At 66.0% G+C, this 23,445-nt stretch carries 33 protein-coding genes and 1 pseudogene; 12 read left to right on the top strand and 22 right to left on the bottom strand.

Annotated elements, in window-relative coordinates:
• Positions 1 to 8: 8 nt before the first annotated feature.
• The 4 genes from pilV to F573_RS0105025 form a co-directional block, all read right to left on the bottom strand.
• Positions 9 to 479: a type IV pilus modification protein PilV gene (pilV, locus tag F573_RS14620; RefSeq protein WP_019021691.1), complete on the bottom strand. Its 471-nt coding sequence runs from the start codon at positions 477 to 479 to the stop codon at positions 9 to 11.
• Positions 479 to 1,063 (bottom strand): GspH/FimT family pseudopilin, encoded by a 585-nt coding sequence (locus F573_RS14615; protein WP_019021690.1) that lies wholly within the window; start codon positions 1,061 to 1,063, stop codon positions 479 to 481. Before F573_RS14615 ends, pilV begins: the two co-directional genes overlap by 1 nt.
• A gap of 5 nt (positions 1,064 to 1,068) precedes the next feature.
• On the bottom strand, positions 1,069 to 1,464 hold the full coding sequence (locus F573_RS0105030; protein WP_019021689.1) for a type IV pilin protein: 396 nt from the start codon (positions 1,462 to 1,464) through the stop codon (positions 1,069 to 1,071).
• A gap of 123 nt (positions 1,465 to 1,587) precedes the next feature.
• Entirely contained in the window at positions 1,588 to 2,139 is a 552-nt protein-coding gene (locus F573_RS0105025; RefSeq protein WP_019021688.1) for a GspH/FimT family pseudopilin, read from the bottom strand.
• A gap of 184 nt (positions 2,140 to 2,323) precedes the next feature.
• On the opposite strand from F573_RS0105025, the gene F573_RS0105020 reads away from it, so the two are divergent.
• The 3 genes and pseudogenes from F573_RS0105020 to F573_RS0105015 all read left to right on the top strand — a co-directional run bounded on the left by F573_RS0105020 (position 2,324) and on the right by F573_RS0105015 (position 3,653).
• On the top strand, positions 2,324 to 3,190 hold the full coding sequence (locus tag F573_RS0105020) for a formylglycine-generating enzyme family protein (protein ID WP_019021687.1): 867 nt from the start codon (positions 2,324 to 2,326) through the stop codon (positions 3,188 to 3,190).
• A 7-nt stretch (positions 3,191 to 3,197) separates the two neighbouring features.
• Positions 3,198 to 3,326, top strand: a pseudogene (locus F573_RS14790) (type II toxin-antitoxin system RelE/ParE family toxin); the annotation flags it as partial.
• A 27-nt stretch (positions 3,327 to 3,353) separates the two neighbouring features.
• Positions 3,354 to 3,653: a HigA family addiction module antitoxin gene (locus tag F573_RS0105015; protein WP_026300803.1), complete on the top strand. Its 300-nt coding sequence runs from the start codon at positions 3,354 to 3,356 to the stop codon at positions 3,651 to 3,653.
• A gap of 14 nt (positions 3,654 to 3,667) precedes the next feature.
• Here F573_RS0105015 and F573_RS0105010 read toward each other — a convergent pair whose 3' ends face one another.
• The 6 genes from F573_RS0105010 to F573_RS0104985 all read right to left on the bottom strand — a co-directional run bounded on the left by F573_RS0105010 (position 3,668) and on the right by F573_RS0104985 (position 6,138).
• A complete protein-coding gene (locus tag F573_RS0105010) occupies positions 3,668 to 3,922 on the bottom strand; it encodes a Txe/YoeB family addiction module toxin (RefSeq protein ID WP_019021685.1) in 255 nt (84 codons plus the stop codon).
• The gene (locus tag F573_RS0105005) at positions 3,919 to 4,170 is read right to left on the bottom strand and encodes a type II toxin-antitoxin system Phd/YefM family antitoxin (RefSeq protein ID WP_026279434.1); all 252 of its coding nucleotides are present in this window, start codon (positions 4,168 to 4,170) and stop codon (positions 3,919 to 3,921) included. Before F573_RS0105005 ends, F573_RS0105010 begins: the two co-directional genes overlap by 4 nt.
• Before the next feature lie 258 nt (positions 4,171 to 4,428).
• Positions 4,429 to 4,809 carry a type II toxin-antitoxin system VapC family toxin gene (locus F573_RS0105000; protein WP_019021684.1) on the bottom strand — a complete coding sequence of 127 codons (381 nt, stop codon included), beginning with the start codon at positions 4,807 to 4,809 and terminating at the stop codon, positions 4,429 to 4,431.
• Positions 4,809 to 5,054: a type II toxin-antitoxin system Phd/YefM family antitoxin gene (locus tag F573_RS0104995; RefSeq protein ID WP_018869225.1), complete on the bottom strand. Its 246-nt coding sequence runs from the start codon at positions 5,052 to 5,054 to the stop codon at positions 4,809 to 4,811. The genes F573_RS0105000 and F573_RS0104995 overlap by 1 nt, the downstream gene beginning before the upstream one ends.
• A gap of 113 nt (positions 5,055 to 5,167) precedes the next feature.
• The gene (locus F573_RS0104990; RefSeq protein ID WP_019021683.1) at positions 5,168 to 5,710 is read right to left on the bottom strand and encodes a redoxin domain-containing protein; all 543 of its coding nucleotides are present in this window, start codon (positions 5,708 to 5,710) and stop codon (positions 5,168 to 5,170) included.
• The gene (locus F573_RS0104985) at positions 5,707 to 6,138 is read right to left on the bottom strand and encodes a hypothetical protein (RefSeq protein WP_019021682.1); all 432 of its coding nucleotides are present in this window, start codon (positions 6,136 to 6,138) and stop codon (positions 5,707 to 5,709) included. The genes F573_RS0104990 and F573_RS0104985 overlap by 4 nt, the downstream gene beginning before the upstream one ends.
• 72 nt (positions 6,139 to 6,210) lie before the next feature.
• Between F573_RS0104985 and nadA the strand changes: the two genes are divergently transcribed.
• On the top strand, positions 6,211 to 7,293 hold the full coding sequence (nadA, locus tag F573_RS0104980) for a quinolinate synthase NadA (RefSeq protein WP_019021681.1): 1,083 nt from the start codon (positions 6,211 to 6,213) through the stop codon (positions 7,291 to 7,293).
• 328 nt (positions 7,294 to 7,621) lie between these two features.
• On the opposite strand, the gene F573_RS0104975 is transcribed toward nadA, so the two are convergent.
• Entirely contained in the window at positions 7,622 to 7,828 is a 207-nt protein-coding gene (locus tag F573_RS0104975; RefSeq protein ID WP_018869220.1) for a hypothetical protein, read from the bottom strand.
• Positions 7,829 to 7,913: 85 nt separating this feature from the next.
• Here F573_RS0104975 and F573_RS0104970 point away from each other — a divergent pair, with 85 nt between their 5' ends.
• The 3 genes from F573_RS0104970 (at position 7,914) to F573_RS0104960 (ending at position 9,088) form a co-directional block, all read left to right on the top strand.
• Positions 7,914 to 8,297 carry a hypothetical protein gene (locus F573_RS0104970; RefSeq protein WP_019021680.1) on the top strand — a complete coding sequence of 128 codons (384 nt, stop codon included), beginning with the start codon at positions 7,914 to 7,916 and terminating at the stop codon, positions 8,295 to 8,297.
• A gap of 142 nt (positions 8,298 to 8,439) precedes the next feature.
• Complete coding sequence (locus F573_RS0104965; protein WP_019021679.1) at positions 8,440 to 8,751, top strand: nucleotidyltransferase family protein; 312 nt, start codon at positions 8,440 to 8,442, stop codon at positions 8,749 to 8,751.
• Positions 8,741 to 9,088 (top strand): DUF86 domain-containing protein, encoded by a 348-nt coding sequence (locus tag F573_RS0104960; RefSeq protein ID WP_019021678.1) that lies wholly within the window; start codon positions 8,741 to 8,743, stop codon positions 9,086 to 9,088. Before F573_RS0104965 ends, F573_RS0104960 begins: the two co-directional genes overlap by 11 nt.
• Positions 9,089 to 9,231: 143 nt before the next feature.
• On the opposite strand, the gene typA is transcribed toward F573_RS0104960, so the two are convergent.
• The gene (typA, locus tag F573_RS0104955; protein WP_019021677.1) at positions 9,232 to 11,058 is read right to left on the bottom strand and encodes a translational GTPase TypA; all 1,827 of its coding nucleotides are present in this window, start codon (positions 11,056 to 11,058) and stop codon (positions 9,232 to 9,234) included.
• A gap of 133 nt (positions 11,059 to 11,191) precedes the next feature.
• Here typA and F573_RS0104950 point away from each other — a divergent pair, with 133 nt between their 5' ends.
• Together F573_RS0104950 and F573_RS0104945 are read left to right on the top strand one after the other, a co-directional pair.
• Positions 11,192 to 11,422 (top strand): type II toxin-antitoxin system Phd/YefM family antitoxin, encoded by a 231-nt coding sequence (locus F573_RS0104950; protein WP_018869217.1) that lies wholly within the window; start codon positions 11,192 to 11,194, stop codon positions 11,420 to 11,422.
• Positions 11,422 to 11,808, top strand: a complete 387-nt coding sequence (locus tag F573_RS0104945) for a type II toxin-antitoxin system VapC family toxin (RefSeq protein ID WP_019570243.1) — start codon at positions 11,422 to 11,424, stop codon at positions 11,806 to 11,808. Before F573_RS0104950 ends, F573_RS0104945 begins: the two co-directional genes overlap by 1 nt.
• 13 nt (positions 11,809 to 11,821) lie before the next feature.
• Here the strand turns inward: F573_RS0104945 and F573_RS0104940 are convergent, their stop codons facing one another.
• Positions 11,822 to 12,091 (bottom strand): YcgL domain-containing protein, encoded by a 270-nt coding sequence (locus F573_RS0104940; RefSeq protein ID WP_019021675.1) that lies wholly within the window; start codon positions 12,089 to 12,091, stop codon positions 11,822 to 11,824.
• Position 12,092: 1 nt separating this feature from the next.
• Positions 12,093 to 13,997: a biosynthetic arginine decarboxylase gene (gene speA / locus F573_RS0104935; RefSeq protein WP_019021674.1), complete on the bottom strand. Its 1,905-nt coding sequence runs from the start codon at positions 13,995 to 13,997 to the stop codon at positions 12,093 to 12,095.
• Positions 13,998 to 14,100: 103 nt separating this feature from the next.
• Between speA and speE the strand changes: the two genes are divergently transcribed.
• Positions 14,101 to 14,952 (top strand): polyamine aminopropyltransferase, encoded by an 852-nt coding sequence (gene speE / locus F573_RS0104930; RefSeq protein ID WP_019021673.1) that lies wholly within the window; start codon positions 14,101 to 14,103, stop codon positions 14,950 to 14,952.
• Positions 14,953 to 14,986: 34 nt separating this feature from the next.
• On the opposite strand, the gene fetB is transcribed toward speE, so the two are convergent.
• From fetB to folB, 6 genes are all read right to left on the bottom strand, one after another.
• A complete protein-coding gene (gene fetB, locus F573_RS0104925) occupies positions 14,987 to 15,793 on the bottom strand; it encodes an iron export ABC transporter permease subunit FetB (protein WP_019021672.1) in 807 nt (268 codons plus the stop codon).
• The gene (locus F573_RS0104920; protein ID WP_019021671.1) at positions 15,784 to 16,404 is read right to left on the bottom strand and encodes an ATP-binding cassette domain-containing protein; all 621 of its coding nucleotides are present in this window, start codon (positions 16,402 to 16,404) and stop codon (positions 15,784 to 15,786) included. Before F573_RS0104920 ends, fetB begins: the two co-directional genes overlap by 10 nt.
• A 201-nt stretch (positions 16,405 to 16,605) precedes the next feature.
• Positions 16,606 to 17,856 carry an ammonium transporter gene (locus F573_RS0104915; RefSeq protein ID WP_019021670.1) on the bottom strand — a complete coding sequence of 417 codons (1,251 nt, stop codon included), beginning with the start codon at positions 17,854 to 17,856 and terminating at the stop codon, positions 16,606 to 16,608.
• A gap of 39 nt (positions 17,857 to 17,895) precedes the next feature.
• A complete protein-coding gene (gene glnK / locus F573_RS0104910; protein WP_018869196.1) occupies positions 17,896 to 18,234 on the bottom strand; it encodes a P-II family nitrogen regulator in 339 nt (112 codons plus the stop codon).
• A gap of 64 nt (positions 18,235 to 18,298) precedes the next feature.
• On the bottom strand, positions 18,299 to 19,015 hold the full coding sequence (locus tag F573_RS0104905; protein ID WP_019021669.1) for a TorF family putative porin: 717 nt from the start codon (positions 19,013 to 19,015) through the stop codon (positions 18,299 to 18,301).
• Positions 19,016 to 19,323: 308 nt separating this feature from the next.
• Positions 19,324 to 19,686, bottom strand: a complete 363-nt coding sequence (folB, locus tag F573_RS0104900; protein WP_018869194.1) for a dihydroneopterin aldolase — start codon at positions 19,684 to 19,686, stop codon at positions 19,324 to 19,326.
• A 144-nt stretch (positions 19,687 to 19,830) separates the two neighbouring features.
• Here folB and F573_RS0104895 point away from each other — a divergent pair, with 144 nt between their 5' ends.
• Together F573_RS0104895 and F573_RS0104890 are read left to right on the top strand one after the other, a co-directional pair.
• Positions 19,831 to 20,826: an amidoligase family protein gene (locus tag F573_RS0104895; RefSeq protein WP_019021668.1), complete on the top strand. Its 996-nt coding sequence runs from the start codon at positions 19,831 to 19,833 to the stop codon at positions 20,824 to 20,826.
• Between the two features lie 16 nt (positions 20,827 to 20,842).
• Positions 20,843 to 21,631 (top strand): gamma-glutamyl-gamma-aminobutyrate hydrolase family protein, encoded by a 789-nt coding sequence (locus tag F573_RS0104890; protein WP_018869192.1) that lies wholly within the window; start codon positions 20,843 to 20,845, stop codon positions 21,629 to 21,631.
• Here F573_RS0104890 and msrA read toward each other — a convergent pair.
• Both msrA and F573_RS0104880 read right to left on the bottom strand, forming a co-directional pair.
• A complete protein-coding gene (gene msrA / locus F573_RS0104885) occupies positions 21,613 to 22,254 on the bottom strand; it encodes a peptide-methionine (S)-S-oxide reductase MsrA (RefSeq protein ID WP_019021667.1) in 642 nt (213 codons plus the stop codon). The genes F573_RS0104890 and msrA overlap by 19 nt on opposite strands.
• The gene (locus tag F573_RS0104880) at positions 22,254 to 23,441 is read right to left on the bottom strand and encodes a PQQ-dependent sugar dehydrogenase (RefSeq protein WP_019021666.1); all 1,188 of its coding nucleotides are present in this window, start codon (positions 23,439 to 23,441) and stop codon (positions 22,254 to 22,256) included. The genes msrA and F573_RS0104880 overlap by 1 nt, the downstream gene beginning before the upstream one ends.
• Positions 23,442 to 23,445 lie beyond the last annotated feature (4 nt).

Genomic DNA, 23,445 nt, shown 5'->3' with positions numbered 1-23,445 from the left:
TTTCCGCCTCAGCAGTCGATCCGGGGGAGGCGGAAGTAATGTTCGAAAGATTCGGTTTCGTCATCGTCGACGCGGCTGTCCCATGAAATGGTCAGCTGAATCATCGGTGACGAGTCGTCGTCGAGGGTCGCGTCCCAATTCGGAAGTCCTGTGTGATCGTTCTCCCAGGCATCCTTGATCGCGTCGATCGGGTCCTCGTCGACATTCACGTTGCCGTCGTCGAAGAAATCGGCATCCGGGTCGCAGAGCCCCGCCCAGAGGCGTTCCACCAGATCGTTGGCCTGCATCACGGCGATGGAGCGCTCATAGCTGGACTGGCTGTACTGCAGCGAGGTGATCTGCAGGCCGGCCAGGCCCAGTACGCCCACGGACAGGACGATGAGGGCAACGAGCACTTCGATCAGCGTCAGACCGCTGATCCGGCGGTACGTCACGACACCGGCAGGTACACGGGTCGGGTCGTCGATCATGTTCTTCATCAGTCGCAGGCCTCCTGGTCAACACGGGCGCGTCCACTTACGCCCACGCGGACACAGCGTTCGGCGCCCCGCCCGGTAGTGACATCGATTTCAAATGTCACATTACCATCGCCCGAGAAGTCGACCGTGTCGGGGTTGAGGGTGCCCGTATTGGTGAATTCGAGGGTGCCATCCGACTCGATCCCTGAGTCCTCGATGGTGATGCTGCTTCGCAAGGGTTGTCGCACGCGGATCAGCTCGTCATTGCCATCATCTGCGTCGCGATAGACGATCCAGCCCAGCTCCCAGTCTTCCTCTTCGCCACAGGAAAGGGCGTCCGGGTCATTCGCACCTTCTTCGACATCCGCCGCACATACCGACACCGTATCGCGCGGATGGGTCACCGCTGCGCTGCGAGCCGCATGCATAGCAACGTTCAGTTCGTTAGCCGTAGTGGTCGCGCGGTTCTGGGCCACGAGATTCTGGAACCCGGGGATACCGATGGTGACGATGATGACGAACACGGCGAGCGTGACCATCAGCTCGATGAGGGTGAAGCCACGGGTGTGGCGGGGCTTGCTGGAAGAAAAGTGGGCGCGGCGCATGGCGGTCAGTTCCAGCAGTTGTCGTCATCAGGGGTGGTCTCGCCCCGGTGATCGACGGTCATGGTGCCGCATTTGTCGTTGTTCTGGCCGCCGGTCGTGCCGGGCGCCGCCTGAACCTCGAACTCCGTATCGTCGACCTCCGAAACCGAGAGTGTGTAACGGTCGGTATCGAAATCACCGGGATCGACATGGTTGTCGTCAATGCAGGTCTGGTAGCTGTTGTAGCGCGTAAAGCAGCGTTCCATGGCCTGCGAGAGCGCAAGCATCTGCCCCTGGGCATCGCCGCGGTGCGACTTTCGCACCTGGTCGAGGTACATGGGATAGGCAATGGCCGCGATGATGGCGATCACGGCGACCACGATCATGAGCTCGATGAGCGTGAATCCGGTTTGACGACGCATGTCGGGGTTCCATGGGATATTGGGTGATTCCAGTGAAACCCATTCCCGCCCGCCGGGCAAGGCTGTTCACGCGAACGGTTGTTTGGCCGGGCCGAGCGGTCCGTGTGTGGCGGGTATGGCGGGTCAGGCGGGCGTGTGTGGACAGGGGGCGGGCTCCGTGCGTGGCCGGCCGGCGGCGTTGATGATGAGGTTTCTGCCGGCATGGCGACCGCACAGGCGCAGGGTGCCCATCTGCAGGGCGCCGGAGTGGCGCCGCGAGATTCCGGCATTGCCGTAGCTCACGTAATGGCGGACCGGGCTGTTGCCGGCAATCTCGATGCCGCGCCCGGCCGGGAGGCTGGTTGCGCGCAAGATGTCCTCGGCGGATGCGGGCTGATCGAGGTGGTGGGGGTTGCGGTAGGCGATCCAGCCATGGCTCCAGTCGGTACCGGTGCAGGTGCGGCCGTCGCGGGAGGCGCAGAGGGTGACGGTATGGTTGAGGCGCACGGCTTCGCTGCGGGTGAAATGCAGCGCGGTGAGGAGCTGGTTGGTGGTGGCGGTCACGCGGCTGCGGTCGACGAGGGTCTGCATGGAGCTTACGCCGACGGTACTGAGCGTGATGAACACCGCCAGGGCCACGAGCAGTTCGATGAGCGTGAGCCCGCGGGTCCGCGGGCGGTATGCGGTCGGGGTCACGTCGGCTCCTCCCTGAGTCCGGACATGGTTGCGGGCGTTTGGCTCGCCCAGGGTGGCAAGCTAGCGTGCGGGCGCCGTGGCTGCAAGGGCATTGTGGCGAGGCGCGGGCCCGGCGGGTTCGCGGGAACCCGGCACCCCGGGCGCTGCCTTATGGGGTAGAGCCGTGGAGTCACCCGGAGGGATGATGGCGAAGAACGTTCAGCAGATGGATCAGGCGCAATTGCTGGAGCTGCAGCAGCAGGCCGCGCGGGAGGCGCGCCGGGACACGGTTTTCCGCGACGAGGCCCGGTCGGGCGTGCCCACGCCGGAGCTGGTGGTGATCCCGCCGGGAGAGCTCGAAATCGGTTCCGATGCGCGGGAGTTCGGGCGCCAGGAGCACGAGGGCCCGCGGCGGCTGGTGACGCTGGAGCGGCCGTTCGCGCTGGGCCGTTTTACGGTCACGCTTGAGGAGTGGCTGGCCTTCGAGGAGGCTACGGACCATGAGCGCTGGGACTGGCTGGTGCGGCCGAAGACGCCGCGCACGCCGATGTTCAACATCAAGCCGGCGGGAGTGCGCAAGTATCTGGAGTGGCTTAGCGAGGAGACCGGGCAGCGTTACCGCCTGCCGACCGAGGCCGAGTGGGAACATGCCTGCCGCGCGGGGACGACCACGCCGTTCGCGTTCGGCGAGGTGGTGGGCTGCCGCGACGTGCATTTCAATTCGCTGTTCCCGTACGAGGAGCGGCGCCAGCGGCGCAAGTGGTATATCCCGGCGTGCTTTCCGCTGAACCGGCCGCTGGATGTGGGCAGTTTTCAGCCGAACCTGTGGGGGCTGTACGACATGCACGGGAACGTGCAGGAGTTCACCGCGACGCCCTGGCACGACAGCCACGCCAGCCTGCCGCGCGACGGGGTTTACGGGCCGGAGCCGGACAACGAGTGGCTGGTGACCAAGGGCGGCTCGTGGTTCGACCCGGCGGTCCTCACGCGCAGCGCCGCCCGCCGGCGCCGCAACGTGGACGAAATGGACACCAACCTGGGATTTCGCGTGCTGCGGGAGCTGGAGGGCTAGCGCCCGTAACCGGCTGGAATCTCTGACGGGGAACCGGGCGGGGCAACACAGTATCCGGATCAACGCGCAGTGGCGGATCTGTTTTCGGTGGACGAACGAGGGTGTCGAAGATGTGGAGATCGTCGACTACCACTGAGCAAAAGGCTTCGGGAGGAGCGACGGCATGAGTTCAAACGGTATGCGGCCCGTCCATCCGGGCGAGATCCTGCGCGAGGAATATCTGGCACCGCTGGGCATGAGCGTGAACGCCCTTGCCGGTGCCCTGCATGTGCCGACAACGCGCATGAATGACATCGTGCGCGAGCAACGCGGCATCTCCGCCGACACGGCCATGAGGCTGGCACGCTATTTCGGAACGTCCGAACGTTTCTGGCTGAATCTCCAGCTGGAATTCGAACTCAGGCAGGCACAGCTCGAACTTGCCGAGCGGGTGCGCCGCGAGATCGAACCGCGAGCGGCCTGAGGCGATCGTTCGGGTCAGTAGTGGTAACGGAGCTGTGCGATGAGCACAGTGTCTTCATCGATCTTGTAGACGATCCGATGTTCGGTGGAGATTCGGCGGGACCAGTAGCCTGAAAGGCCGTACCTGAGCGGTTCGGGCTTGCCAATGCCCTCGAAGGGGTCGCGCTGAATGGCCCGAATGAGCTCATTGATGCGCTTGACGGTCTTCCGGTCGTGGCGCTGCCAGTACAGATAGTCTTCCCACGCATGCTCGGAGAAGAGCAGCTTCATTCCTCGATGTCCTTCTCCAGACCTCCCCCGCGTTCCAGTTCGACCACCGATTCAAGAAGCCGGCGGGCGTTCTCGGGGGCACGGAGCAGGTACGAGGTCTCCTGCAGGGCTTCATAGTCTTCCAGCGACATCATCACCACGGATGGAGCCTTGCTCCGGGTAATGATGACGGCCGAATGGTCCTCGCAGACCTTCTCCATCGTCCTGGCCAGCTGGCTCCGGGCCGCCGTGTAGCTAATGGCATCCATGGTATACCTCGCCGTCATTGAACCTGTACATGTACGCAATACTGTACGCATTCTCCAGCGATGACAAGCATCCCTCCCGGAGAACGCCTGGTAGCCAGCTGACACCGCGCGCCGGCGTCGCAACGTGGGCGAGATGGACACCAATGAGGGGCTTTCGCGTACTGCACGAGCACCGGATCGCGCAGGGGGCTGCGCTCCTACAAGGCACCCCCGGGCCGCGGGGCCCGTCCTCTGGCCGAAGACGGCATGAGTGAGACCTTATTCCGGTCGGAACAGATGGATTTCGAGGCCTTCGATGTGGCGGTAGTGGCGATCGTTGGCCGTGACCAGAGGCAGGCCAAGCTGGGTGGCCGTTGCGGCAACCAGGGCATCGGCCATTTGCATGTTGTGGCTGAGCGCATTCGTCTCGACCAGGAAGGTGGCACGAGTCGAAATCGCTTCGCTGACGGGATGAATCGTGGCATCCCAGTAGCGCATGGCCTGCCGAAGCATCCGGAATTCGACCTGGTTCCGCAGGCCCTGGACCAGCTCCATGTACGTCACCGCAGACACCGTGAATCCGGGCGAACTGTCGAGCCAGTCCCCCGCTTTCCGGTTCCCGCGCAGGTTCCAGATCAGGACGTCCGTGTCCACCAGCATCAGTCGAACGCCCTCGGTTGGCGCATCCGCCGAACCTGGTCGTCTACCGATCCGGTCCGGTCACCCCAGAGTCCGAACAACGGATTGCGAGCCCCCTCTTCTTGCCCGTTTTCCTCGCGGAGGGTGAAGGGGACCAGACGCGCCCGCTTGCGGCCATGATAGGTGATCACGATCTCCTCTCCGCGATCGATCGCGGCGAGGAGTTCGCGGCTGTGGAGCCGCATGTCCTTGGTGGTGGCTTCCATCTTTGCCTCCCGGAGTTACACTTTTCAGTGTAACTCTTGGGCCTGTACTGCCCAAATCCCATGGCCCGCGCCCCATGAGCTGCGGGTGGAACAGGCCGCCCGGGGCTGCACCATCAGAGCCAGCGGGCGAGCCAGAGGCGGAAGCGCAGTTCCAGCGGCGGGGCGTAGCCCTGCTTGCGGAAGACGACGTCGCCGTCGGTGTTGATGATGAAGCTGGCGGGGACGCCCTGGACGCCGTAGCGGGCGGCGAGCTGGCCCTGCGGGTCGTTGATGGTGGCCAGTTCGCGCTCGCGTTCGTTGAGGTGCGCGATGACCTCTTCGCGCTCGCCGGACTGCATGGCGACGGTCAGTACCGGATGGCTGTCCGACAGGCGCACGATCTCGCCTTCCTCCAGCCGGCAGATGGCGCACCAGCTGGCCCAGAAATGCAGCAGCACGGGTTCGTCGCCCACGTAGTCGGCGAGGGCCACGGGCGAGCCGTCGAGCAGTTCGGCCTCGAACTCGGGGGCCGGGCCTTCCACCATGTCGCGGGCCATCCATGCGCGCACCAAAAGGAAGATGGCCAGCGCGATGGCGATCTGGATGCCCCAGCCGAGCGCACGGCGGCGCGCGGTGGGTTTCGGGCGTTGGGGTTTTTCGGGCTGGGTATCGGTCAACGGATCATCTCGGCCTGGCCGGGTCGGGCGCGGGTGCCGCGCTGCTTGGGGCCCTTGCGCACGGCAATGCGTACCAGTTCGTCCTCGTCGTCCATCAGTTGTTCCCGCTGGCCTTCGCTCAGCAGCGGGTTGCGGGCCACGAAGTAGCGCAGGTTGGGGTCGCGGTCATTCACGCAGGCGGCCACCTGCTCCGGGGTGAGGTCGGGCCGCTTGGCGCAGTTCAGGCGCACGGTCTGGTTGGGGTCCGCCAGCAACAGCGCGACTTCCTCGGGCTGCAGATCGAGACGGCGGGAGAAATACGCCTTGACCTGGGCATGCTGGTCGCGCACCAGAAACGGGCGCCAGCACGGGTCGAGGACGGCGGCCAGCGCCATCTCCATGCGCTGGTCGAAGGAAAATTGTCGGTACTGCTGCTCAAGCTCGGTCATGACAGGGCCGGAACGACACCGGAAAGGGGGCTGTCGTATTATAAGCAGACTGTAATGACGGCGAGGATTCCCATGAACGCACCGGTGGCCGACCAACCGCAGTTCCACGTGCCGTCCACGGCGCACGTGACCGCCGGGCTGCATCACCTGAACGATCGCCAGCGTGCGGAGCTGGTGGAACGCATCAAGCGCCTGCTGCGCGAGCGCGATGCGGTGCTGGTGGCGCATTACTACGTGGACGAATCGCTGCAGCGCCTGGCCGACGAGACCGGCGGCTGCGTGGCGGATTCGCTGGAGATGGCGCGCTTCGGCAAGGACCATCCGGCCAGCACGCTGGTGGTGGCCGGGGTGCGTTTCATGGGCGAGACGGCCAAGATCCTCAGCCCGGAAAAACGCGTGCTGATGCCCACGCTGGAGGCCGAGTGCTCGCTGGACCTGGGCTGCCCGGCGGACGAGTTCGCGAAATTCCGCGCGCAGCACCCGGACCACACCGTGGTGGTGTACTCGAACACCTCGGTGGACGTGAAGGCGCAGGCGGACTACGTGGTCACCTCCAGCATCGCGGTGCCGCTGGTGGAGCACCTGCGCGATCAGGGGAAGAAGGTCCTGTGGGCGCCCGACAAGCACCTGGGCGACTACATCCGCCGCACCACCGGCGCCGACATGGTGCTGTGGGACGGCTCCTGCGTGGTGCACGACGAGTTCCGCTCGTGGGCGCTGGAGGATCTGCGCAGCCGACATCCGGACGCGGCCGTGCTGGTGCATCCGGAGTCGCCGCGCGAGGTGATCCATCAGGCCGACGTGGTGGGCTCCACCAGCCAGCTGATCGCCGCGGTGAAGGACCGCGACGAGCCGGAGTTCATCGTGGCGACCGACAAGGGCATCTTCTACAAGATGCGCGAGGCGGCCCCGGACAAGACCTTGATCGAGGCCCCCACCGGCGGCGAGAGCGCGACCTGCACCAGCTGCGCCCACTGTCCGTGGATGGCGATGAACGATCTGGTCTCGCTGGCCAATACGCTGGAAGACACCGCCGAACCGGCCACCAACGAGATCTTCATCGACGAGGACGCCCGCCTGAAGGCCCTGACCGCAACGCAGCGCATGCTCGACTTCGCCGCCGAGCACCGCAAGGCAACCGCCGGCGACGCCTGACCGGGAATCGGGATGATGCCGCCTCATGCGACCGGTACAACGCTTGCGGGACAGCCCCTCGCATCATCGCCACTTGAACGTGACCGGGTCCTGGCGACACTCCGGGCACCCCGTCATTGCGAGGAGCCGCAAGGCGACGTGGCAATCGGCCGACGCTGGTTGCACGCAGGATCAGGTGGTTTCGGATGGAGATCGCCACGTCGCTTCGCGACTCGCGATGACGGTGGAGACTTCTCGGCTCGCGATGCCCGGGGGCGCGAAGGGTGTCGCGCGAGCCTGGTGCAGACCCATTTGCCCGAACTGGTGATCCAGCTTGAGCAATTCCCCGTCAGCGATCGTTGAGCCAGGCGGCCCACTGGGAGTGGGTGGAGGCGTCCACGCCGTCGGCCTTCGCTGCCTGCTGGAGGTGGGCCTGCAGGTCTTCCATCAGTTTCGAGTCCATCAGCTCCGGCTGCAGGGTCAGCTGGGCATGCAGCGTGGTATACACCAGCTTCAGCTCGCTCAGGGCATACTGCGACCAGTCGAATTCGGCCATCAGAGGTTCTCCGCGATGAATGATGATCCCGGCATCCTGCGGCCCCGCGCGGGCCGTCGCCAAATGAACCCGCAGGGGAGCGGAGATGTTTAAGCGCCGGGCGCGGCTGCTGGTGGCCGCCGCCGGGGATGACGGCCGCGCCGATCGCGTGGCCGAACTGGCCGCGCAGGACAGGGACGTGGCCGAATGGCTGGAGGTGCGCCCGCGCCCGGCCATGGGCGAACTCGCGCGCGAGGACCTGGAGTGGGCGGACCTGCTGGTGGCGGTGGACGCCGAGGCCGCGGAGGCCATGCCGGCCGGTCGCCCGCCCGGCTGCCGCCCGAAATACTGGCAACTCCCGCCGGCCAGCGTGCTGCACGACGACCCGGCCACATTCGACGAAGCCACCCACTCGGCACTGACCTGCATGGCCGGCGGCATGCGCATGCTCGCCCGCATGGACGCCGAAGACCAGCCCGAACCGCAGTAACACCTCAACATGGCGTGAGGCCCCAGCCGGTCTGGCCGTGGGGAGTGCCGCACTGCGGCAGCATATGCGTTCGGGCGGGCAACGCCTTGTGGCTGCGCCCCGGGCGTGACTGTCGTATCGTAGGAGGACAGGAGGCTCGGGCATGCATCCATTGATCCAGCAACATCGTAAAGCGCTCCAATCGGTCTGCCGCGACTTCGGTGTATCGCGGCTGGAGGTTTTCGGGTCTGCAGCCCGTGGGGATGATTTCGACCCTCAATGTTCGGACGTGGATTTCCTGGTGGAATTCGGTCCGGACCAGACCGAATGCTCTCTGGAGCAATTCCTCGCCCTGCGCAGAAAGTTGAGCAACATTCTTGGGCGGCCCGTGGACCTGGTGATGCCGGAAAGCGTGACCAATCCGTACGTCCTCGCGGATATTGAAAAATCTCGGGAAGCGGTCCATGCGGCGTGATCCGCGGGCTTACCTGTGGGATGCGCGTGAAGCCGCCCGACGCGTGGCGGAATTCGTGAAGGACGCAAATGAAGAGGACTACGTTGCCAGCGATCTGATGCGTTCGGCCGTTGAGCGGCAGCTGGAGATTCTGGGCGAGGCGCTGGGCCAGCTGGAAAAAGCCAATCCCGACGTGGCGCGACAGATCCCGCAATTGAGAGCGGCCGTGGATCTGCGAAACCTGCTGATCCACGGTTATGCGAAGATCGACGACCGTATTATCTGGAATACCGCCACCACCGACGTCCCGGTCATGGCCCGGGAGCTGGACAGCATACTGCGGCAACTGGACGGATGAGACGTCCAATGGCGGCCGTCAGGCTCAACGGACGACATCGCCAAAATTCAAGTCCACACGTCGTCCTCGCGCCAATATCGCGTACACGTCAAGGCTCAGGGTAGCACTCCGCCCCGGTGCTGGCACCGGGGCGGGGACAGGCGTCAGGCGTTGGCGGCGGCGCGCGAGGCCTTTTTGCGCTCGTGCTCCAGCAGGAGCTTCTTGCGGATGCGGATGGCGCTCGGGGTGACCTCGACGAGTTCGTCGTCATCGATGAACTCGATCGCCTGCTCCAGCGTCATGCGCACCGGCGGGGTCAGCTGGATGTTCTCGTCGGTGCCGGCGGCGCGCACGTTGGTGAGCTGCTTGGCCTTGAGGGCGTTCACGACCAGGTCGTTCTCACGCGCGTGCAGGCCGATGACCATGCCCTCGTAGACCTCCTCGCCGGGACCGATGAACAGCTTGCCGCGGTCCTGCAGGTTGAACAGGGCAAAACCGATCGCCTTGCCGGGCGCGTTGGCGATCAGCACGCCGTTCTGGCGCGAGGCCACCGAGCCCGTCGTGGACAACGGCCCGTAGTGATCGAACACGTGGTGCAGGATGCCGGTGCCGGAGGTCGCGGTCATGAACTCGGTCTGGAAGCCGATCAGCCCGCGCGAGGGGATGGTGTAGTCCAGGCGCACCCGGCCCTTGCCGTCCGGCATCATGTTGGTGAGTTCGCCGCGGCGCTCGCCCAGCTTCTCCATCACCGTGCCCTGGTGCTCTTCCTCGATGTCCACGGTCACGGTCTCGTAGGGCTCCTGCTTGACCCCGTCGACCTCGCGGATGACCACCTCGGGACGCGAGACGCCGAGCTCGTAGCCCTCGCGGCGCATGTTCTCGATGAGGATGCCCAGGTGCAGCTCGCCGCGGCCGGAGACGCGGAACTTGTCGGGATCCTCGGTATCTTCCACCCGCAGGGCGACGTTGTGCTTGAGCTCCTCGTCCAGGCGCTCGCGAATCACGCGGGAGGTGACGTACTTGCCCTCCTTGCCGGCCAGCGGGGAGGTGTTCACCTGGAAGGTCATGCTCACCGTGGGCTCGTCCACGGTCAGGGCCGGCAGGGCCTCGACATTGCTCGGGTCGCACAGGGTGTCGGAGATGAACAGCTTGTCCATGCCGGTGAAGGTGATGATGTCGCCGGCGTTGGCCTCGCTGACATCCACCCGGTCCAGCCCGTGGAAGCCCATGATCTGCAGCATGCGGCCGTTGCGCACGCCGCCCTCGCGGTCGATCACCTTGACCTGGGTATTCGGGGTGATGCGTCCGCGCTTTACCCGGCCCACGCCGATCAGGCCCTGGTAGGAGTTGTAGTCCAGCGAGGAGACCTGCATCTGGAACGGACCGTCGGCGTCCACGTCCGGCGGCGACACGTGCTCGACGATGGTCTCCAGCAGGCAGGTCATGTCGCCGTCGGTCACGTCCGAGTCCATGCCGGCGAAGCCGTTGAGCGCCGAGGCGTAGACGATCGGGAAGTCCAGCTGCTCGTCGCTGGCCCCGAGGCGATCGAACAGGTCGAAGACCTGATCCACGGCCCAGTCCGGACGCGCCCCCGGGCGATCGACCTTGTTGACCACCACGATCGGCTTGAAGCCCATCGCGAAGGCCTTCTGGGTCACGAAGCGGGTCTGCGGCATGGGGCCGTCCACCGCGTCCACCAGCAGCAGCACGGAGTCGACCATCGACAGCACGCGCTCGACCTCGCCACCGAAGTCGGCGTGTCCGGGGGTGTCAACGATGTTGATGCGGTAGTCCTGCCACTTGATGGCGGTGTTCTTCGACAGGATGGTGATCCCGCGTTCCTGCTCCAGCGCGTTGGAATCCATGACCCGCTCGCCGTGGTCGCCACGTTCGTCGAGGGTGCCGGACTGGCGCAGGAGCTGGTCGACCAGCGTGGTCTTGCCATGGTCGACGTGGGCGATGATGGCGATGTTGCGAAGCTTCTCGGTCATGGAATACGAACTCTGGGTACTGGCAAAAGGGCCGTCACTATACAGATTTATGCAGAGCAGTGCTTGGCTAGCGTTGTCGCGACAGCGTCCCTCGCATAGACTAATCAGATGACCAGGTTGTACAGGTGCCTTGATGACCACCACCGTGAACGTGCATGAAGCGAAAACTCATTTATCGCGTCTGCTGAAAAGGGCACACGACGGCGAGGAGATCATCCTGTCGCGCGCCGGGCGCCCCTATGCACGGCTGGTCCCGCTGGAGGGCACACCGCAGAAACGGCAGCCCGGCAGGGTTAAGGGCCGTGTGGAGGAATCCTTCTTCGAGCCCCTGCCCGAGGAAGAACTTCGCGCATGGGAAGAGTGATGCGAGTCCTGCTGGATACGCACGCCCTCTTGTGGTGGATGACCGACGACCCGAAACTCTCCACCACTGCCAGAAATACCATCCAGGACGAAACACACACGGTGCTGGTGAGTGCGGCCAGCGCCTGGGAGATCGCGACCAAGTGCCGTCTGGGCAAGCTCGCGATCGGGGCGAGGGTGCTCCGCGACTTCGATGAGCTGATCACCGCCGACGGGTTCTCGCATCTGGCCGTGAATTACCGACAGGCCATCCATGCCGGGTCCTACCCCCAGGAACACCGGGACCCGTTCGACCGGGTCCTCGCAGCTCAGGCCGAACTGGAACAGGTCCCGCTGGTCACCGCGGACCCGGCCCTGCAGACATTCCCGATCCGCTGCCTCTGGTAAGCGTCCGCTCCGATCAGCCCGACACCCCGCCCTGCCACGGGTCGAGCTTGTCGTCCGGCGGCGGGACCTGCAGGTGGAAGCCCTGGTCCTGCAGGTTGGCGAGGACCTTCTGCGGGTCTTCCTGCGCCAGGGTGCGGTCGGGGGTCAGCTCGAACTCCAGCGCGAATTCGAGGCTGCCCAGGGCCTTCATCAGGGTGTCGGGCAGATCGGAGAAGTCGTCCTTCTCCGGCAGATAGACATAGGTGTCGGCGCGCCGCGTGGCGCGATAGACGTAGCACTGCATTTCAGTCCTCCAGATAGGTGTAGCCGGTCAGGCCGTGCTCCAGCTCCGCCAGCAGCCGCCCCGCCGCCTCGCCGCGCAGGCCGGCAGCGTCGATGCGGGCGCGGAACGCGCGGCGCAGGTCGTCGGGGGCGAAGTGCACGTAGGACAGCAGTTCGTCCACGGTGTCGCCGCGCTCGGGGTCGACCAGACGGTAGCCGCCGTCGGGGGTGAGCTCGACGTTCACCGTGTCGGTGTCGCCGAACAGGTTGTGCAGATCGCCCAGGATCTCCTGATAGGCCCCCACCAGGAAGATCCCCAGATAATACGGCCGCGCGGGCTCCCACTCGTGCAGGGCCAGCGTGGTGTGGGTGCCTTCGCGCTCCACGTAGTACTCCACGTGGCCGTCGGAGTCGCAGGTCAGGTCCTGCAGCACCGCACGGCGCGTGGGCGCCTGATCCAGCCGGTGCAGCGGCATGATCGGGAAGATCTGGTCGATCGCCCAGGTGTCGGGGATGGACTGGAACACGGAGAAGTTGCAGAAGACCTTGTCCGCCAGCTTGTCGGTCAGCTCGGCATGGATCTCGGCCGGCAGGGCATCCGGGTCCGCCAGCAGTCGCTGGCACAGGGCGAAGTACAGCGCCTCGGCGCGGGCGCGGTCGGCCAGCGAAAGCAGGCCGCGGGCGAACTGCGCCTGCACCTCGGCCAGATGCCAGGCGGCGTCGTGGAAGACCTCGGACGGCGGACGCGCACTGTCCTCCAGCAGCGCCCGCAGGGTCGCGATCTCGGGCGGCTCGTCGGCGGCCGGCGGCGGCACGGGGCCGTCCCCGGGGGCCGGTTCGCAGTCGATCACGTTGGTGATCAGCACCGCGTGATGCGCGGTCAGGGCACGCCCGGACTCGCTGAACACCTCGGGCATCGGCAGGTCGTGCTCGTGGCAGATGCGGCTGAGCGGGCGCAGGATGTTGAGGGCGTATTCCTCCACCGAGTAGTTGATGGAGCATTCGTTGCGCGAACGCGAGCCCTCGTAGTCGATACCGAGGCCGCCGCCCACGTCCACCACGCGGATGCCGGCCCCGGCCTCGTGCAGCGCGGCGAAATAACTGGCCGCCTCGCCCATGCCGTTCTGGATGTCGCGGATGTTGGCGATCTGCGACCCCATGTGGAAATGCAGCAGCTGCAGGCGATCGAGCCAGTCGAGCCCGCGCAGGCGCTCGAGGATTGCCAGCACGTCCGCCGCGGAAAGGCCGAACTTGGCCTTCTCGCCGCCGGTGTTCTGCCACTTGCCCTTGCCGATGGACGCCAGGCGCACGCGCAGCCCCAGCAGCGGCGATATGTCCATGGCTTCGGCCTGGCGGATCACCTCCTCGAGCTCCGAGGGTTTCTCGATCACGATGTACACCCGGTGGCCGAGCTGCCGCCCGATCAGGGCCAGGCGCACGTATTCGCGGTCCTTGTAGCCGTTGCAGATGATGACCGACCCGGGGCGCGACTGCGCCAGCACCGCGATCAGCTCCGGCTTGGAGCCGGCCTCCAGACCCACCTGCGGCCGGTGGCCTTCGGCATCCGCGTGATCGCCGGCGGCGAGGATGCGCTCGACCACCGAACGCTGCTGGTTGACCTTGATCGGATAGATCGCGGTGAAGTCGCCGTGGTAATCCAGCTCCTCGGCCGCCCGCGCGAAGGCACGCGACAGGCGCCGCACGCGACCGTCGAGCACGTCCTGAAAGCGCACCAGCACCGGCGGGCCCACGTGCTCCTCGCGCAGGCGGCAGGCCAGCGCGTGCAGATCCACGCCGGGGTGTTCCGGCCAGTCCGGCCGGCGCATGCAGACATGCCCGGACGCATTGATCTCGAAGAAGTCCCCGTTCCAGTGATCGATGCCGTAGGTACGGCGCGCATCATCCAGGGTCCAGGACGTGGCTGACATGGCGGTTCCGCGGTTGGGGAAGGTCGGAGTTGCCCGCAGGATACAGGGCACTATCATGGCGGCGCATCCTACCGTTCACCCATGCACAAGGGGAGCCCGCCCGATGGCACTCGACGACAACTGGTTCACCGAGCCCGACCGCGACATCGCGATGTCCCTGCGCATTACGAAAAAGCTCCACGAGGAGCAGACGCCCTATCAGAAGATCGAGATCTTCGAGACCACGGGCTTCGGCAACCTGATGGTGATCGACGGCTTCGTGATGCTCACCGGCCGCGACAACTTCATCTACCACGAAATGATGTCGCATCCGGTCCTGTATTCGCACAACGCACCGAAGAACGTGGTGATCATCGGCGGCGGCGACTGCGGCACCCTGCGCGAGGTACTCAAGCACGACGAGGTGGAAAAGGCCACGCAGGTGGATATCGACGAACGCGTGACCCGCCTGTCCGAGCAGTACTTCCCCGAGCTGTGCGACGCCAACGACGACCCGCGCGCCGAACTCCTGTTCGATGACGGCATCCAGTTCATCAAGGACGCGGACCCCGGCTCCATCGACGTGATCATCGTCGACTCCACCGACCCGGTCGGCCCGGCCGAAGGGCTGTTCTCCGCGGATTTCTACCGCGACTGCGTGAAGGCGCTGGGCTCCGATGGCCTGCTGGTGCAGCAGAGCGAATCCCCGCTGCTGCATACCGACAGCATCCTGCGGCCGATGCACGACAGTATGCGCATGGCGGGTTTCATCGACGCCCTGACCATGCACTTCCCGCAGCCCACCTACCCCTCCGGCTGGTGGACCTGCACCATCGCCTCCAAGGACGCCCCGGTCGCCTTCCTGCGCGAGGAAGCCGCCGAGGAGATCCCGTTCGTCACGCACTACTACAACGCGGCCATCCACCGCGCCGCCGGCGCCACCCCGGAATTCTTCCGCCGCAAGCTGTTCGCCTGATCGCGCGAAACCGTACCCGACCCGGACGGTACGCTCAGGTGTGGCGTCCGGGCTTCAGACGGTCCAGGCGCAGACGCTGGCGGTGGTCGAACAGGCGGCTGGATGCGAACCACACCGCGCCGATGGCGCCGAAGCCGGTGCCGGCGGCGATCAGGAACATGATCAGGATCTGGTACTTGACCGCCTCCACCGGCGGGGCGCCGGCGAGGATCTGTCCGGTCATCATGCCCGGCAGGCTGACGATGCCCGCGGCGGCCATCGCGTTGATGGTGGGCATCAGTCCGGAGCGCGCCGCCTCGCGCCGCATGGTGGTGACGGCCTCGCTCCACGACGCCCCCAGCGCCAGCCGGCCCTCGATGGTGCGCCGCTCGCGCCACACGTTCTGCGTGAGCCGATCGAGGCCCAGGGCGATGCCGGTCATGGTGTTGCCCAGCAGCATCCCCAGCAGCGGGATCGCGTACTGCGGTTCCCACCACGGGCTGGGGCCCACCATGGTCGTCAGCGCCAGCACGGTAATCGCGAACGAGGACACGAACATGGTGGCCGCGCCGATCCCGTAGCCCCAGATTCCAGCAAAACGTCGCTGCTGGCGGGCCATCACCTCGTAGCCGGCCACCGCCAGCATCACCACCGCCATCAGCGCGACCCAGCCCAGGTGGGCATGGTCGAACAGGGTCTGCAATACCAGGCCCACCAGCAACAGCTGGATCACGGTGCGCGCGGCGGCGATCAGCAGGGTACGGCCCACGCCCATGCGGGCCCACATGGTCACGCCGGCGAGCAGCACCACCAGTACCGCCGCCAGCGCGAGGTCGAACGGACTGAGCCGGATCAGGTCCATGATGTGCCCTCCGGCCGGCCGTCACTCAGCGTCAGGATGCGCCCGCCCAGACGGTCGCGCTGCTGGGTGTCGTGGGTGACCCACAGGGCCGCGGCTTCGCGTTCGGCCATCCAGGCCCGTACCAGCCGCTCGAAGCGGCGGGTGTTCTCTTCATCCAGGTTCGCCGTGGGTTCGTCCAGCAGCAGTACGCGCGGCCCGGTCAGCAGGGCCCGCAACAGACCCAGTCGCTGTTTCTCGCCACTGGACAGTCGTTCGACCTCCCAGTCCAGGGCGCCGTGTTCCAGCCCCAGATGCTCGAGGAAGGACTCGGCATCGTCGCGCGCCCAGTCCGCGGGCAGATGCTCGTCCACGCGATCGCCCCACCAGGCGGTCTCCGCCGGGACATAGGCCACCTGCCGGCGCCACTGCGGCGGCGTCAGCGCATCGCGCGCCTGCCCGTCCAGCCACACCTCGCCGCTGTTCGGATCCAGATCGGCGATCGCCCGCAGCAACAGCGACTTCCCCGCGCCGGAGGCGCCGGTGATCTGCACCAGTTCGCCGGGCTGCACGCGCAGGTCCACGGGGCCGAGGCGGTCGGTTCGCAATTGACGGAGTTCCAGCAGGGGCTGCATGACATTACTCGTGGGGACGGGCGCATGATGGTAACCGTCGGGAACCGCACGGACCATCGCAAAAAAGAGGGCGCCGCGAGGGCGCCCTGAAGGCCAACTTCCGGGTCCTGGGAGAGACCGTGCTGTCGGCGTCGGAGGAGACAAGTTGCGGGGCCGGCCTTCCGGCCCCGTCCAGCCTGCGTACAGGCTATGGGTTTCGCGTTACTTGTTCGTGAACTCGGGGTAGGCCTCGAGGCCGCACTCGGTCACGTCGGCACCGATCTCTTCTTCCTCTTCACCCAGGCGGATGCCCATGGCCATCTTGAGGATGAACCACACCAGCAGGCTGGCGAGGAAGACGAAGACGAAGATCGCCGCCAGACCCGCGATCTGCGCCACGAAGGTCGCATCCGGGTTGGACAGCAGCACCGCGAGGACACCCCAGATGCCGGCCGTGCCGTGGGCCGAGATCGCACCCACCGGGTCATCGATCTTGACCTTGTCCAGGGCGACGATGGAGAACACCACGATCACGCCACCCACGGCGCCGATGAAGGTCGCCAGCAGCGGGCTGGGCATCAGCGGTTCGGCGGTGATGGACACCAGGCCGGCGACCGCGCCGTTCAGGGCCATGGTCAGATCGGCCTTGCCGAACATCAGACGGGTGGTGATCAGCGCGGCAATCACGCCCCCGGCCGCGGCCAGGTTGGTGTTGGTGAACACGGCCGCCACGGCATTCGCGGATTCAACGTCGGACACCTTGAGCTCGGAACCGCCGTTGAAGCCGAACCAGCCCAGCCAGAGGATCAGCACGCCCAGCGTCGCCAGCGGCATGCTGGAGCCCGGGATCGCGTTGATCTGGCCGTCCTTGCCGTACTTGCCCTTGCGCGCCCCCAGCAGCAGGACGCCGGCCAGCGCAGCGACGGCACCGGTGAAGTGGACGATGCCCGAGCCGGCGTAATCGAGATAGCCGATCTGGTCGAGGATACCCCCACCCCAGCTCCAGAACCCCTGGATCGGGTAGATCACGCCGGTGAGCACCACCGCGAAAGCGAGGAAGGCCCACAGCTTCATGCGTTCGGCAACCGCCCCGGACACGATGGACATCGCGGTGGCCACGAAGACCACCTGGAAGAAGAAGTCCGCGCGATCGGAGTAGTAGACATCACCGCCGCTGCCCAGCACGTCGGCCACGGCGTTGTCACCGGTGATAAAGAAACCCAGCCCCGGGATCAACGAGGTGAGTCCTTCGCTGTACATGATGTTGTAGCCGATCAGCATGTACATGACCGACGCGATGGAATAAAGGGAGATGTTCTTGGTGAGGATTTCGGCCACGCTCTTGGTGCGCACCATGCCGGCCTCGAGCATGGTAAAGCCCGCGGCCATCCACATGACCAGTGCGCCGGCCATCAGGAAGTAAAAGGTGTCGAGAGCGTAGGCCACCTCGACGACTTGCTGTTCGATATCCATTTTCGGATTACCTCATCTAATAATGACCGAGATGGGCGCTCAAAGCGCTTCGGTTCCGGTTTCACCCGTGCGGATTCGCAGGACCTGCTCGACCGGCGAGACAAAGATCTTTCCGTCCCCGATCTTGCCGGTGCTCGCGGCCTTCGAAACGGCTTCGATCACCTGGTCGACCAGGCTGTCATCCACCGCGACCTCCAGCTTGACCTTGGGCAGGAAGTCCACGACGTATTCGGCACCGCGGTAAAGTTCGGTGTGGCCGCGCTGGCGACCGAAACCCTTGACTTCGGTCATGGTGATGCCCTGCACACCGATCTCGGACATCGCCTCGCGCACATCATCAAGCTTGAACGGCTTGATCACGGCAGTAATCATCTTCATGTCTGACTCCTTGAGCGGCCCGCAAATATGGACCGCGTGTTGCAACAATGGAGGAATGGACGGTTCAGAAGCTGGTGGACCACCCCACCCAAGCCTTCACGTCCTTGTCGAATTCATCTTCGTATTCGAGATTGAAGCTGAACTCGCCGAATTCGGCGGCATCGCGCGTAAGACTGGCGGTGTAATGGGTATAGTTGTCAGCATCGGAATCATCAAAGTCAGTACGCCCGACGAGAAAATCCATCGCATAGACCTCGGCGAAGGGCACCTCGAGCCCGGCGTAGTAATAACGATCATCGTCTTCCAGGACCGAGTCATCGCTGTCGTTGACGACCCAGGCGAGACCCCCATAGAGGCCGACCGGTCCGGTATCGAAACTCACCTCGCCGTACACTTCACCGAAATCGGCGCTCAGCGATCCGTCCTCATCACGGGCATCGGGGTAGGCGTAATAGATATAACCGACGTCATAGCCAAAACCGTTATCGAACTCATCGGCGTACCCGGCGTACAGATCCAGCTCGTAGCTGGTTGATTCATCTTCAAAGTCCACATTGGAGGCCCAGGTACCGGCATAAAAACCGGACGCGTGCTCGTAATCAACGCCGCCCTGAATGGCAGCGCCATCATCGGTTTCGGAAAAGCCCCGGAAATAATAGTTGGAGACCACACCGATATTGACCGACACCTCGGCGGCCGCGCTGGAAGTAAAGACGACACCCCCGGTGGACCCGACGGCCAGGATCGCGGTGGCGACGGCGGAATAGGCGAATTTCTTCATTGATTGACTCCCTCTGCGTGTTTTCTGGATGTCGCTGCTTGTCGACACCCGTTCCTTGCAGGGGGCGTGCCAGAAACGTGAAACGGGGCAAAATCCGGTTTTATGCAACGCTGTTGCGGGCAAACCACGGGTGATTGCCACGAACGGGTGCAATCACAAAGTGCAGACGCACCAAAAGAGGGCAATACGAGCCGGGGACGCCACCGGAAAGGGCGCCGCGCGGGAAGGAGCAGTGCGGGAAATCTGTGCGGGAAACAGGAGCAGGAAGCGCGGAAGCGTCCTGCCGGTCGGTCGGGGCCTGCTCGGTCTCAGTCGGTGGCGAGCGAGCCGCGTTCGATGGTGATGCCCACCTCGCGCACCCCGGCCACCGCGCCCGGTTTGCCCAGGGTAATGCGCAGCCACGGCGAACCGAACTGCGCCATCAGGGTCTCGGCGATCTCCTCGGCGAGGGATTCGAGCAGGATGTGGGGTTCGCGGGTCACGATGGCCCGCACCGCGTTGGCCACGGCCTCGTAGTCAACCGTGTCTTCGATCTCGCCGGAGTGGGCGGCCACGCGAGTGTCCGCCGCCAGCTCGATGTCGAAGCGCAGCGGGCGCTGCATGCGCTGTTCCCAGTCGTAGACGCCGACCACGGCGGGGATTTCGAGATCGCGCAGATAGATACGGTCCATGCGGGACACCGGGGACACAGGGTTGCGGAGGGGCTTATCGTACTGCCTGCCCCCGCCCGCGTACACCGGGGCGTGCGATGGTGGCGCAACGCGCTACCATGCCCGAACAGTCCGACCGAACAGCGTCGCCAGGAGAGCCGCCGCATGTCCACCACTTCGTTTCAGCCACTGCCGTGGACCCGGACCCCCGAGGGGGCCCTGCGCCGGGTCGGCGTGGAAATCGAGATGGCGGGCGTCTCGCTGGAAACGATGGCCCGCGCCATCATCGACGAATTCGGCGGGCACATCGAGGCCGAGCATGCCTTCGTGCTGCATGTCCGCGACAGCGACGCGGGGGATTTCCAGCTGGAGCTGGATGCCCGCGTACTCAAGGACCGCGGCTATCGCGAGCACCTGGCCCGCCTGGGGGTCGACCTGGAAGACCGCGACCAGGAAGCACTGGAGGCCTGGCTGGCCGATGCCGCCGGGCGCCTGGTCCCGCACGAGATCGTCGCGCCACCCCTGGAACCTGCGCAGCTGCCCCGACTGGACCGGGTGCGTGCCGCACTGCAACAGGAAGGCGCGCTGGGGACCGAGCGCTCGCTGCTGTACGCGTTCGGGCTGCAGCTGAACATCGAGATCCACAGCCGCGAGCCCGAATGGCTGCTGGCCGTAATGCGGGCCTTCGTGCTCATGTACGAGATCCTCGCGCAGGCGGGGGCCATCGACCTGTCGCGCCGCCTGTCGCCCTACATCCGGCCGTTCCCGGGCGCCTTCGTACGCTACATCCTCGATCCCGATTTCACCCCGGACCGCGCATCGCTGATCGACACCTGGCTGGCGCACAACCCCACGCGCAACCGTCCGCTGGACCTGCTCCCGGTACTGGCGGAGCTGGACCCCGAACGCGTTGCGGCGGCGCCGGTGGAACACGAACTGATCAAGCCGCGTCCCGCCCTGCATTACCGGTTGCCGGACTGCCGCATCGACGACCCGGCCTGGAGCCTGGCGCACCCGCTGAACGGCTGGTTGGAAGTGGAACAGCTGGCCGCTCATCCCGAACGTCTGGAACGGCTCGCGCGGGAGTATCTGGAGCGCCCGGGCCAGGCAGTTGGCCGCTGGACCGATGAATGGATGCAGCGACTGCGTGCCTGGTTCTGAGCGCCCGCAGCGTCCGGTGATCGCCGTCACCGGCCCGGACCGTGGCGGCACGCCCGCGTGGCTGTTCACCGCCCTGGCGGTGTGGCGGGCCGGCGGCCGTCCCCTGCGCATCCGCCCCGGGCACCCCCGCCGCAACCGCCGCATCGACGCGCTGATCGTCGGCGGCGGGGCCGACGTCGACCCCGGGCTTTATGGCGAAACCCTGCCAGGGGGCCCTGACACCACTGCCATCCGCCGGGCGGAGCAACGCCTGTCGCAGCGCCTGATCGGCTACGCCTTCTATCCCGCGCTGTGGTTGCTGCGCCGGCTGTTCCAGTCGAAGAGGTCATCGCTGGACCCGGAGCGCGACCGGCTGGAGAAATCCCTGATTCACCACGCGCTGGACGAGCACCTGCCGATCCTCGGCATCTGCCGCGGGATGCAGCTGATCAACGTGGTGCGCGGCGGCAGTCTGCATCGCGACCTGGCCGCGTTCCACGCGGAGACCCCCAACGCCCGCAGCCTCTTGCCGGTCAAACAGGTACGACTGGATCCGCACTCGCGGCTGTCCGCCATCCTTGGCGATGCACCGCTGCGCGTGAACGCCCTGCACGATCAGGCCGTCGACCGCCTTGGCCACGACCTGAAGGTTGTCGGACGCGAACCCTCGCGCGTGGTCCAGGCCATCGAGGCCGGCGGCCGTGATTTCTGCATCGGCGTGCAGTGGCACCCCGAATACCTGCCGCAGAAGGCCCGCCACCAGCGCCTGTTCCGCGCGCTGGTGGCCGCGGCCCGCGAACGGATCGCTCAGACCGGGGACGGATAGGCGACGCGCAGGCCACCCAGGCCGCAATAGCCGTCCGGAACCTTCGCCAGATACTGCTGGTGGTAGTCCTCGGCGAAGTAATAGGCCTCCAGCTCGCGGATCTCGGTGGTGACCGGTCCCAGTCCCGCTGCCTGCAGCGCGGCGTTGAAGCGCTCGCGGCTGGCCAGCGCGGCCTCGTAATGGACCGGATCCACGGTGTAGATCCCGGAGCGGTACTGGGTCCCGACATCATTGCCCTGACGCATCCCCTGGGTCGGGTCATGTCCCTCCCAGAAGGTGCGGAACAGGGTCTCCTTCGACACCGCGCGTGGATCGAACACCACCCGCACCAGTTCGGCATGGCCGGTCCGGCCGCTGCAGACCTCGCGGTAGGTCGGATTGGGGGTGTACCCGCCGCCGTAACCCACGCTGGTGGAATACACCCCGTCGAGCTGCCAGAACAGTCGCTCGGCGCCCCAGAAGCAGCCCATGCCGAAGTGGATGATCTCCATGCCATCGGGGTACGGCGGCGCCAGCGGGGTCCCCAGCACCGCATGGCGTTCCGGCACCGGCATGGCCTCGCCCCGGCCGGGCAGGGCGCGCTCGGGCTCCACCATCTGCGGCTGCATCCAGTCGCCGAACATCATTCGCTCCCGTGGTCGCCGGCCGGGCGCAGCCGCAGCAGCTCGCCGGGGTTATGGTCGGTCAGCACCCATATCGCGCCGTCGTGTACGCGCACGTCGCGCACCCGGCGGTCCAGATCGGGCAGTACCTCCACCTCGCTGACCAGCTCGCGAGCATCGAAAGTCAGACGGCGCAGGGTACGGTGGGCCAGCCCGCCCGCCAGCAGTTCGCCGTCCCAGTCGGCAAAGGCCGGATCCCGCAGGATCGCCATACCGGAAGGCGCAATCGACGGCGTCCAGTGGTGCAACGGGGAGACCATCCCCTCCTTCTCGGTGATGCCCTCGCCGATCTGGCCGCCACCGTACTCCTCGCCATGGGTGATCACCGGCCAGCCGTAGTTGTTGCCCGGCTCGATGATGTTGACCTCGTCCCCGCCCTGCGGACCGTGCTGGTTCTCCCACAGGATGCCGGTCTCGGGATCCATCACCATGCCCTGGGAATTGCGCACGCCATACGCCCAGATCGCGTCGCGCCGGTCGGCATCATCCACGAACGGGTTGTCCGCCGGGATCGTACCGTCGTCATGCAGACGGATGATGGTACCGATGTGGTTGGAGGGATCCTGTGCCTGATGACGGTCCCCGCGGTCACCGACGCTGGTGAACACGTGAGTGTCGTCGTCGAACACGATGCGGCTGCCGAAATGGCGCCCGCCGCGCACCCCGGGTTCGGCGGTAAACAGGGTCTCGACGTCGTTCAGGGCCCCGTCCTCGAAGCGTCCCCGCGCCAGACGCGTGGTCAGCCCGCCGTCCACGCTGGCCGCATAGGTGAAGTACAGCCAGCGGTTGTCGGCGAAATCCGGGTGCAGGGCCAGGTCCAGCAACCCGCCCTGATTGCGCGCCCGCAGGTCATCCGGCAGCCCCGGCACCAGTTCACCCCGACCGGAAAAATCCGGGCCGTCGTCGCCGGCCGGGAAATGCCGCAGCGCGCCCGGGCGCTCGCTGATCAGCGCGCCACCGTCGGGCAGGAACGCAATGGCCCAGGGGTGATTGAGCCCCTCGTGCAGGATCTCCACCGACAGCCCGTCGGCCGAGGCCTCCACCGTCTCGGGCGACGGGGCCGAGGCCCCGGAGCATCCCGCAACCAGGAAACTGCCGGCCAGCATCGCGGCCAGGCTGCGACGCAGCACGTGAACCGGTTTCGTCATGACG

Origin of the sequence: Thioalkalivibrio sp. ALE23 (assembly GCF_000378545.1) — a bacterium.
Lineage (GTDB): Bacteria > Pseudomonadota > Gammaproteobacteria > Ectothiorhodospirales > Ectothiorhodospiraceae > Thioalkalivibrio.
Note: the sequence above shows the minus strand (reverse complement) of the source record. Positions and strands in the feature narration are given on the sequence as shown.

What these genes read in the sequence shown, in the direction of transcription:
- pilV (WP_019021691.1), bottom strand. Translation starts at nt 479, where the DNA reads ATGAAGAACATGATCGACGACCCGACCCGTGTACCTGCCGGTGTCGTG.
- F573_RS14615 (WP_019021690.1), bottom strand. Translation starts at nt 1,063, where the DNA reads ATGCGCCGCGCCCACTTTTCTTCCAGCAAGCCCCGCCACACCCGTGGC.
- F573_RS0105030 (WP_019021689.1), bottom strand. Translation starts at nt 1,464, where the DNA reads ATGCGTCGTCAAACCGGATTCACGCTCATCGAGCTCATGATCGTGGTC.
- F573_RS0105020 (WP_019021687.1), top strand. Translation starts at nt 2,324, where the DNA reads ATGGCGAAGAACGTTCAGCAGATGGATCAGGCGCAATTGCTGGAGCTG.
- F573_RS0105015 (WP_026300803.1), top strand. Translation starts at nt 3,354, where the DNA reads ATGAGTTCAAACGGTATGCGGCCCGTCCATCCGGGCGAGATCCTGCGC.
- F573_RS0105010 (WP_019021685.1), bottom strand. Translation starts at nt 3,922, where the DNA reads ATGAAGCTGCTCTTCTCCGAGCATGCGTGGGAAGACTATCTGTACTGG.
- F573_RS0105005 (WP_026279434.1), bottom strand. Translation starts at nt 4,170, where the DNA reads ATGGATGCCATTAGCTACACGGCGGCCCGGAGCCAGCTGGCCAGGACG.
- F573_RS0105000 (WP_019021684.1), bottom strand. Translation starts at nt 4,809, where the DNA reads ATGCTGGTGGACACGGACGTCCTGATCTGGAACCTGCGCGGGAACCGG.
- F573_RS0104995 (WP_018869225.1), bottom strand. Translation starts at nt 5,054, where the DNA reads ATGGAAGCCACCACCAAGGACATGCGGCTCCACAGCCGCGAACTCCTC.
- F573_RS0104985 (WP_019021682.1), bottom strand. Translation starts at nt 6,138, where the DNA reads ATGACCGAGCTTGAGCAGCAGTACCGACAATTTTCCTTCGACCAGCGC.
- nadA (WP_019021681.1), top strand. Translation starts at nt 6,211, where the DNA reads ATGAACGCACCGGTGGCCGACCAACCGCAGTTCCACGTGCCGTCCACG.
- F573_RS0104975 (WP_018869220.1), bottom strand. Translation starts at nt 7,828, where the DNA reads ATGGCCGAATTCGACTGGTCGCAGTATGCCCTGAGCGAGCTGAAGCTG.
- F573_RS0104970 (WP_019021680.1), top strand. Translation starts at nt 7,914, where the DNA reads ATGTTTAAGCGCCGGGCGCGGCTGCTGGTGGCCGCCGCCGGGGATGAC.
- F573_RS0104965 (WP_019021679.1), top strand. Translation starts at nt 8,440, where the DNA reads ATGCATCCATTGATCCAGCAACATCGTAAAGCGCTCCAATCGGTCTGC.
- F573_RS0104960 (WP_019021678.1), top strand. Translation starts at nt 8,741, where the DNA reads ATGCGGCGTGATCCGCGGGCTTACCTGTGGGATGCGCGTGAAGCCGCC.
- typA (WP_019021677.1), bottom strand. Translation starts at nt 11,058, where the DNA reads ATGACCGAGAAGCTTCGCAACATCGCCATCATCGCCCACGTCGACCAT.
- F573_RS0104950 (WP_018869217.1), top strand. Translation starts at nt 11,192, where the DNA reads ATGACCACCACCGTGAACGTGCATGAAGCGAAAACTCATTTATCGCGT.
- F573_RS0104945 (WP_019570243.1), top strand. Translation starts at nt 11,422, where the DNA reads ATGCGAGTCCTGCTGGATACGCACGCCCTCTTGTGGTGGATGACCGAC.
- F573_RS0104940 (WP_019021675.1), bottom strand. Translation starts at nt 12,091, where the DNA reads ATGCAGTGCTACGTCTATCGCGCCACGCGGCGCGCCGACACCTATGTC.
- speA (WP_019021674.1), bottom strand. Translation starts at nt 13,997, where the DNA reads ATGTCAGCCACGTCCTGGACCCTGGATGATGCGCGCCGTACCTACGGC.
- speE (WP_019021673.1), top strand. Translation starts at nt 14,101, where the DNA reads ATGGCACTCGACGACAACTGGTTCACCGAGCCCGACCGCGACATCGCG.
- fetB (WP_019021672.1), bottom strand. Translation starts at nt 15,793, where the DNA reads ATGGACCTGATCCGGCTCAGTCCGTTCGACCTCGCGCTGGCGGCGGTA.
- F573_RS0104920 (WP_019021671.1), bottom strand. Translation starts at nt 16,404, where the DNA reads ATGCAGCCCCTGCTGGAACTCCGTCAATTGCGAACCGACCGCCTCGGC.
- F573_RS0104915 (WP_019021670.1), bottom strand. Translation starts at nt 17,856, where the DNA reads ATGGATATCGAACAGCAAGTCGTCGAGGTGGCCTACGCTCTCGACACC.
- glnK (WP_018869196.1), bottom strand. Translation starts at nt 18,234, where the DNA reads ATGAAGATGATTACTGCCGTGATCAAGCCGTTCAAGCTTGATGATGTG.
- F573_RS0104905 (WP_019021669.1), bottom strand. Translation starts at nt 19,015, where the DNA reads ATGAAGAAATTCGCCTATTCCGCCGTCGCCACCGCGATCCTGGCCGTC.
- folB (WP_018869194.1), bottom strand. Translation starts at nt 19,686, where the DNA reads ATGGACCGTATCTATCTGCGCGATCTCGAAATCCCCGCCGTGGTCGGC.
- F573_RS0104895 (WP_019021668.1), top strand. Translation starts at nt 19,831, where the DNA reads ATGTCCACCACTTCGTTTCAGCCACTGCCGTGGACCCGGACCCCCGAG.
- msrA (WP_019021667.1), bottom strand. Translation starts at nt 22,254, where the DNA reads ATGTTCGGCGACTGGATGCAGCCGCAGATGGTGGAGCCCGAGCGCGCC.
- F573_RS0104880 (WP_019021666.1), bottom strand. Translation starts at nt 23,441, where the DNA reads ATGACGAAACCGGTTCACGTGCTGCGTCGCAGCCTGGCCGCGATGCTG.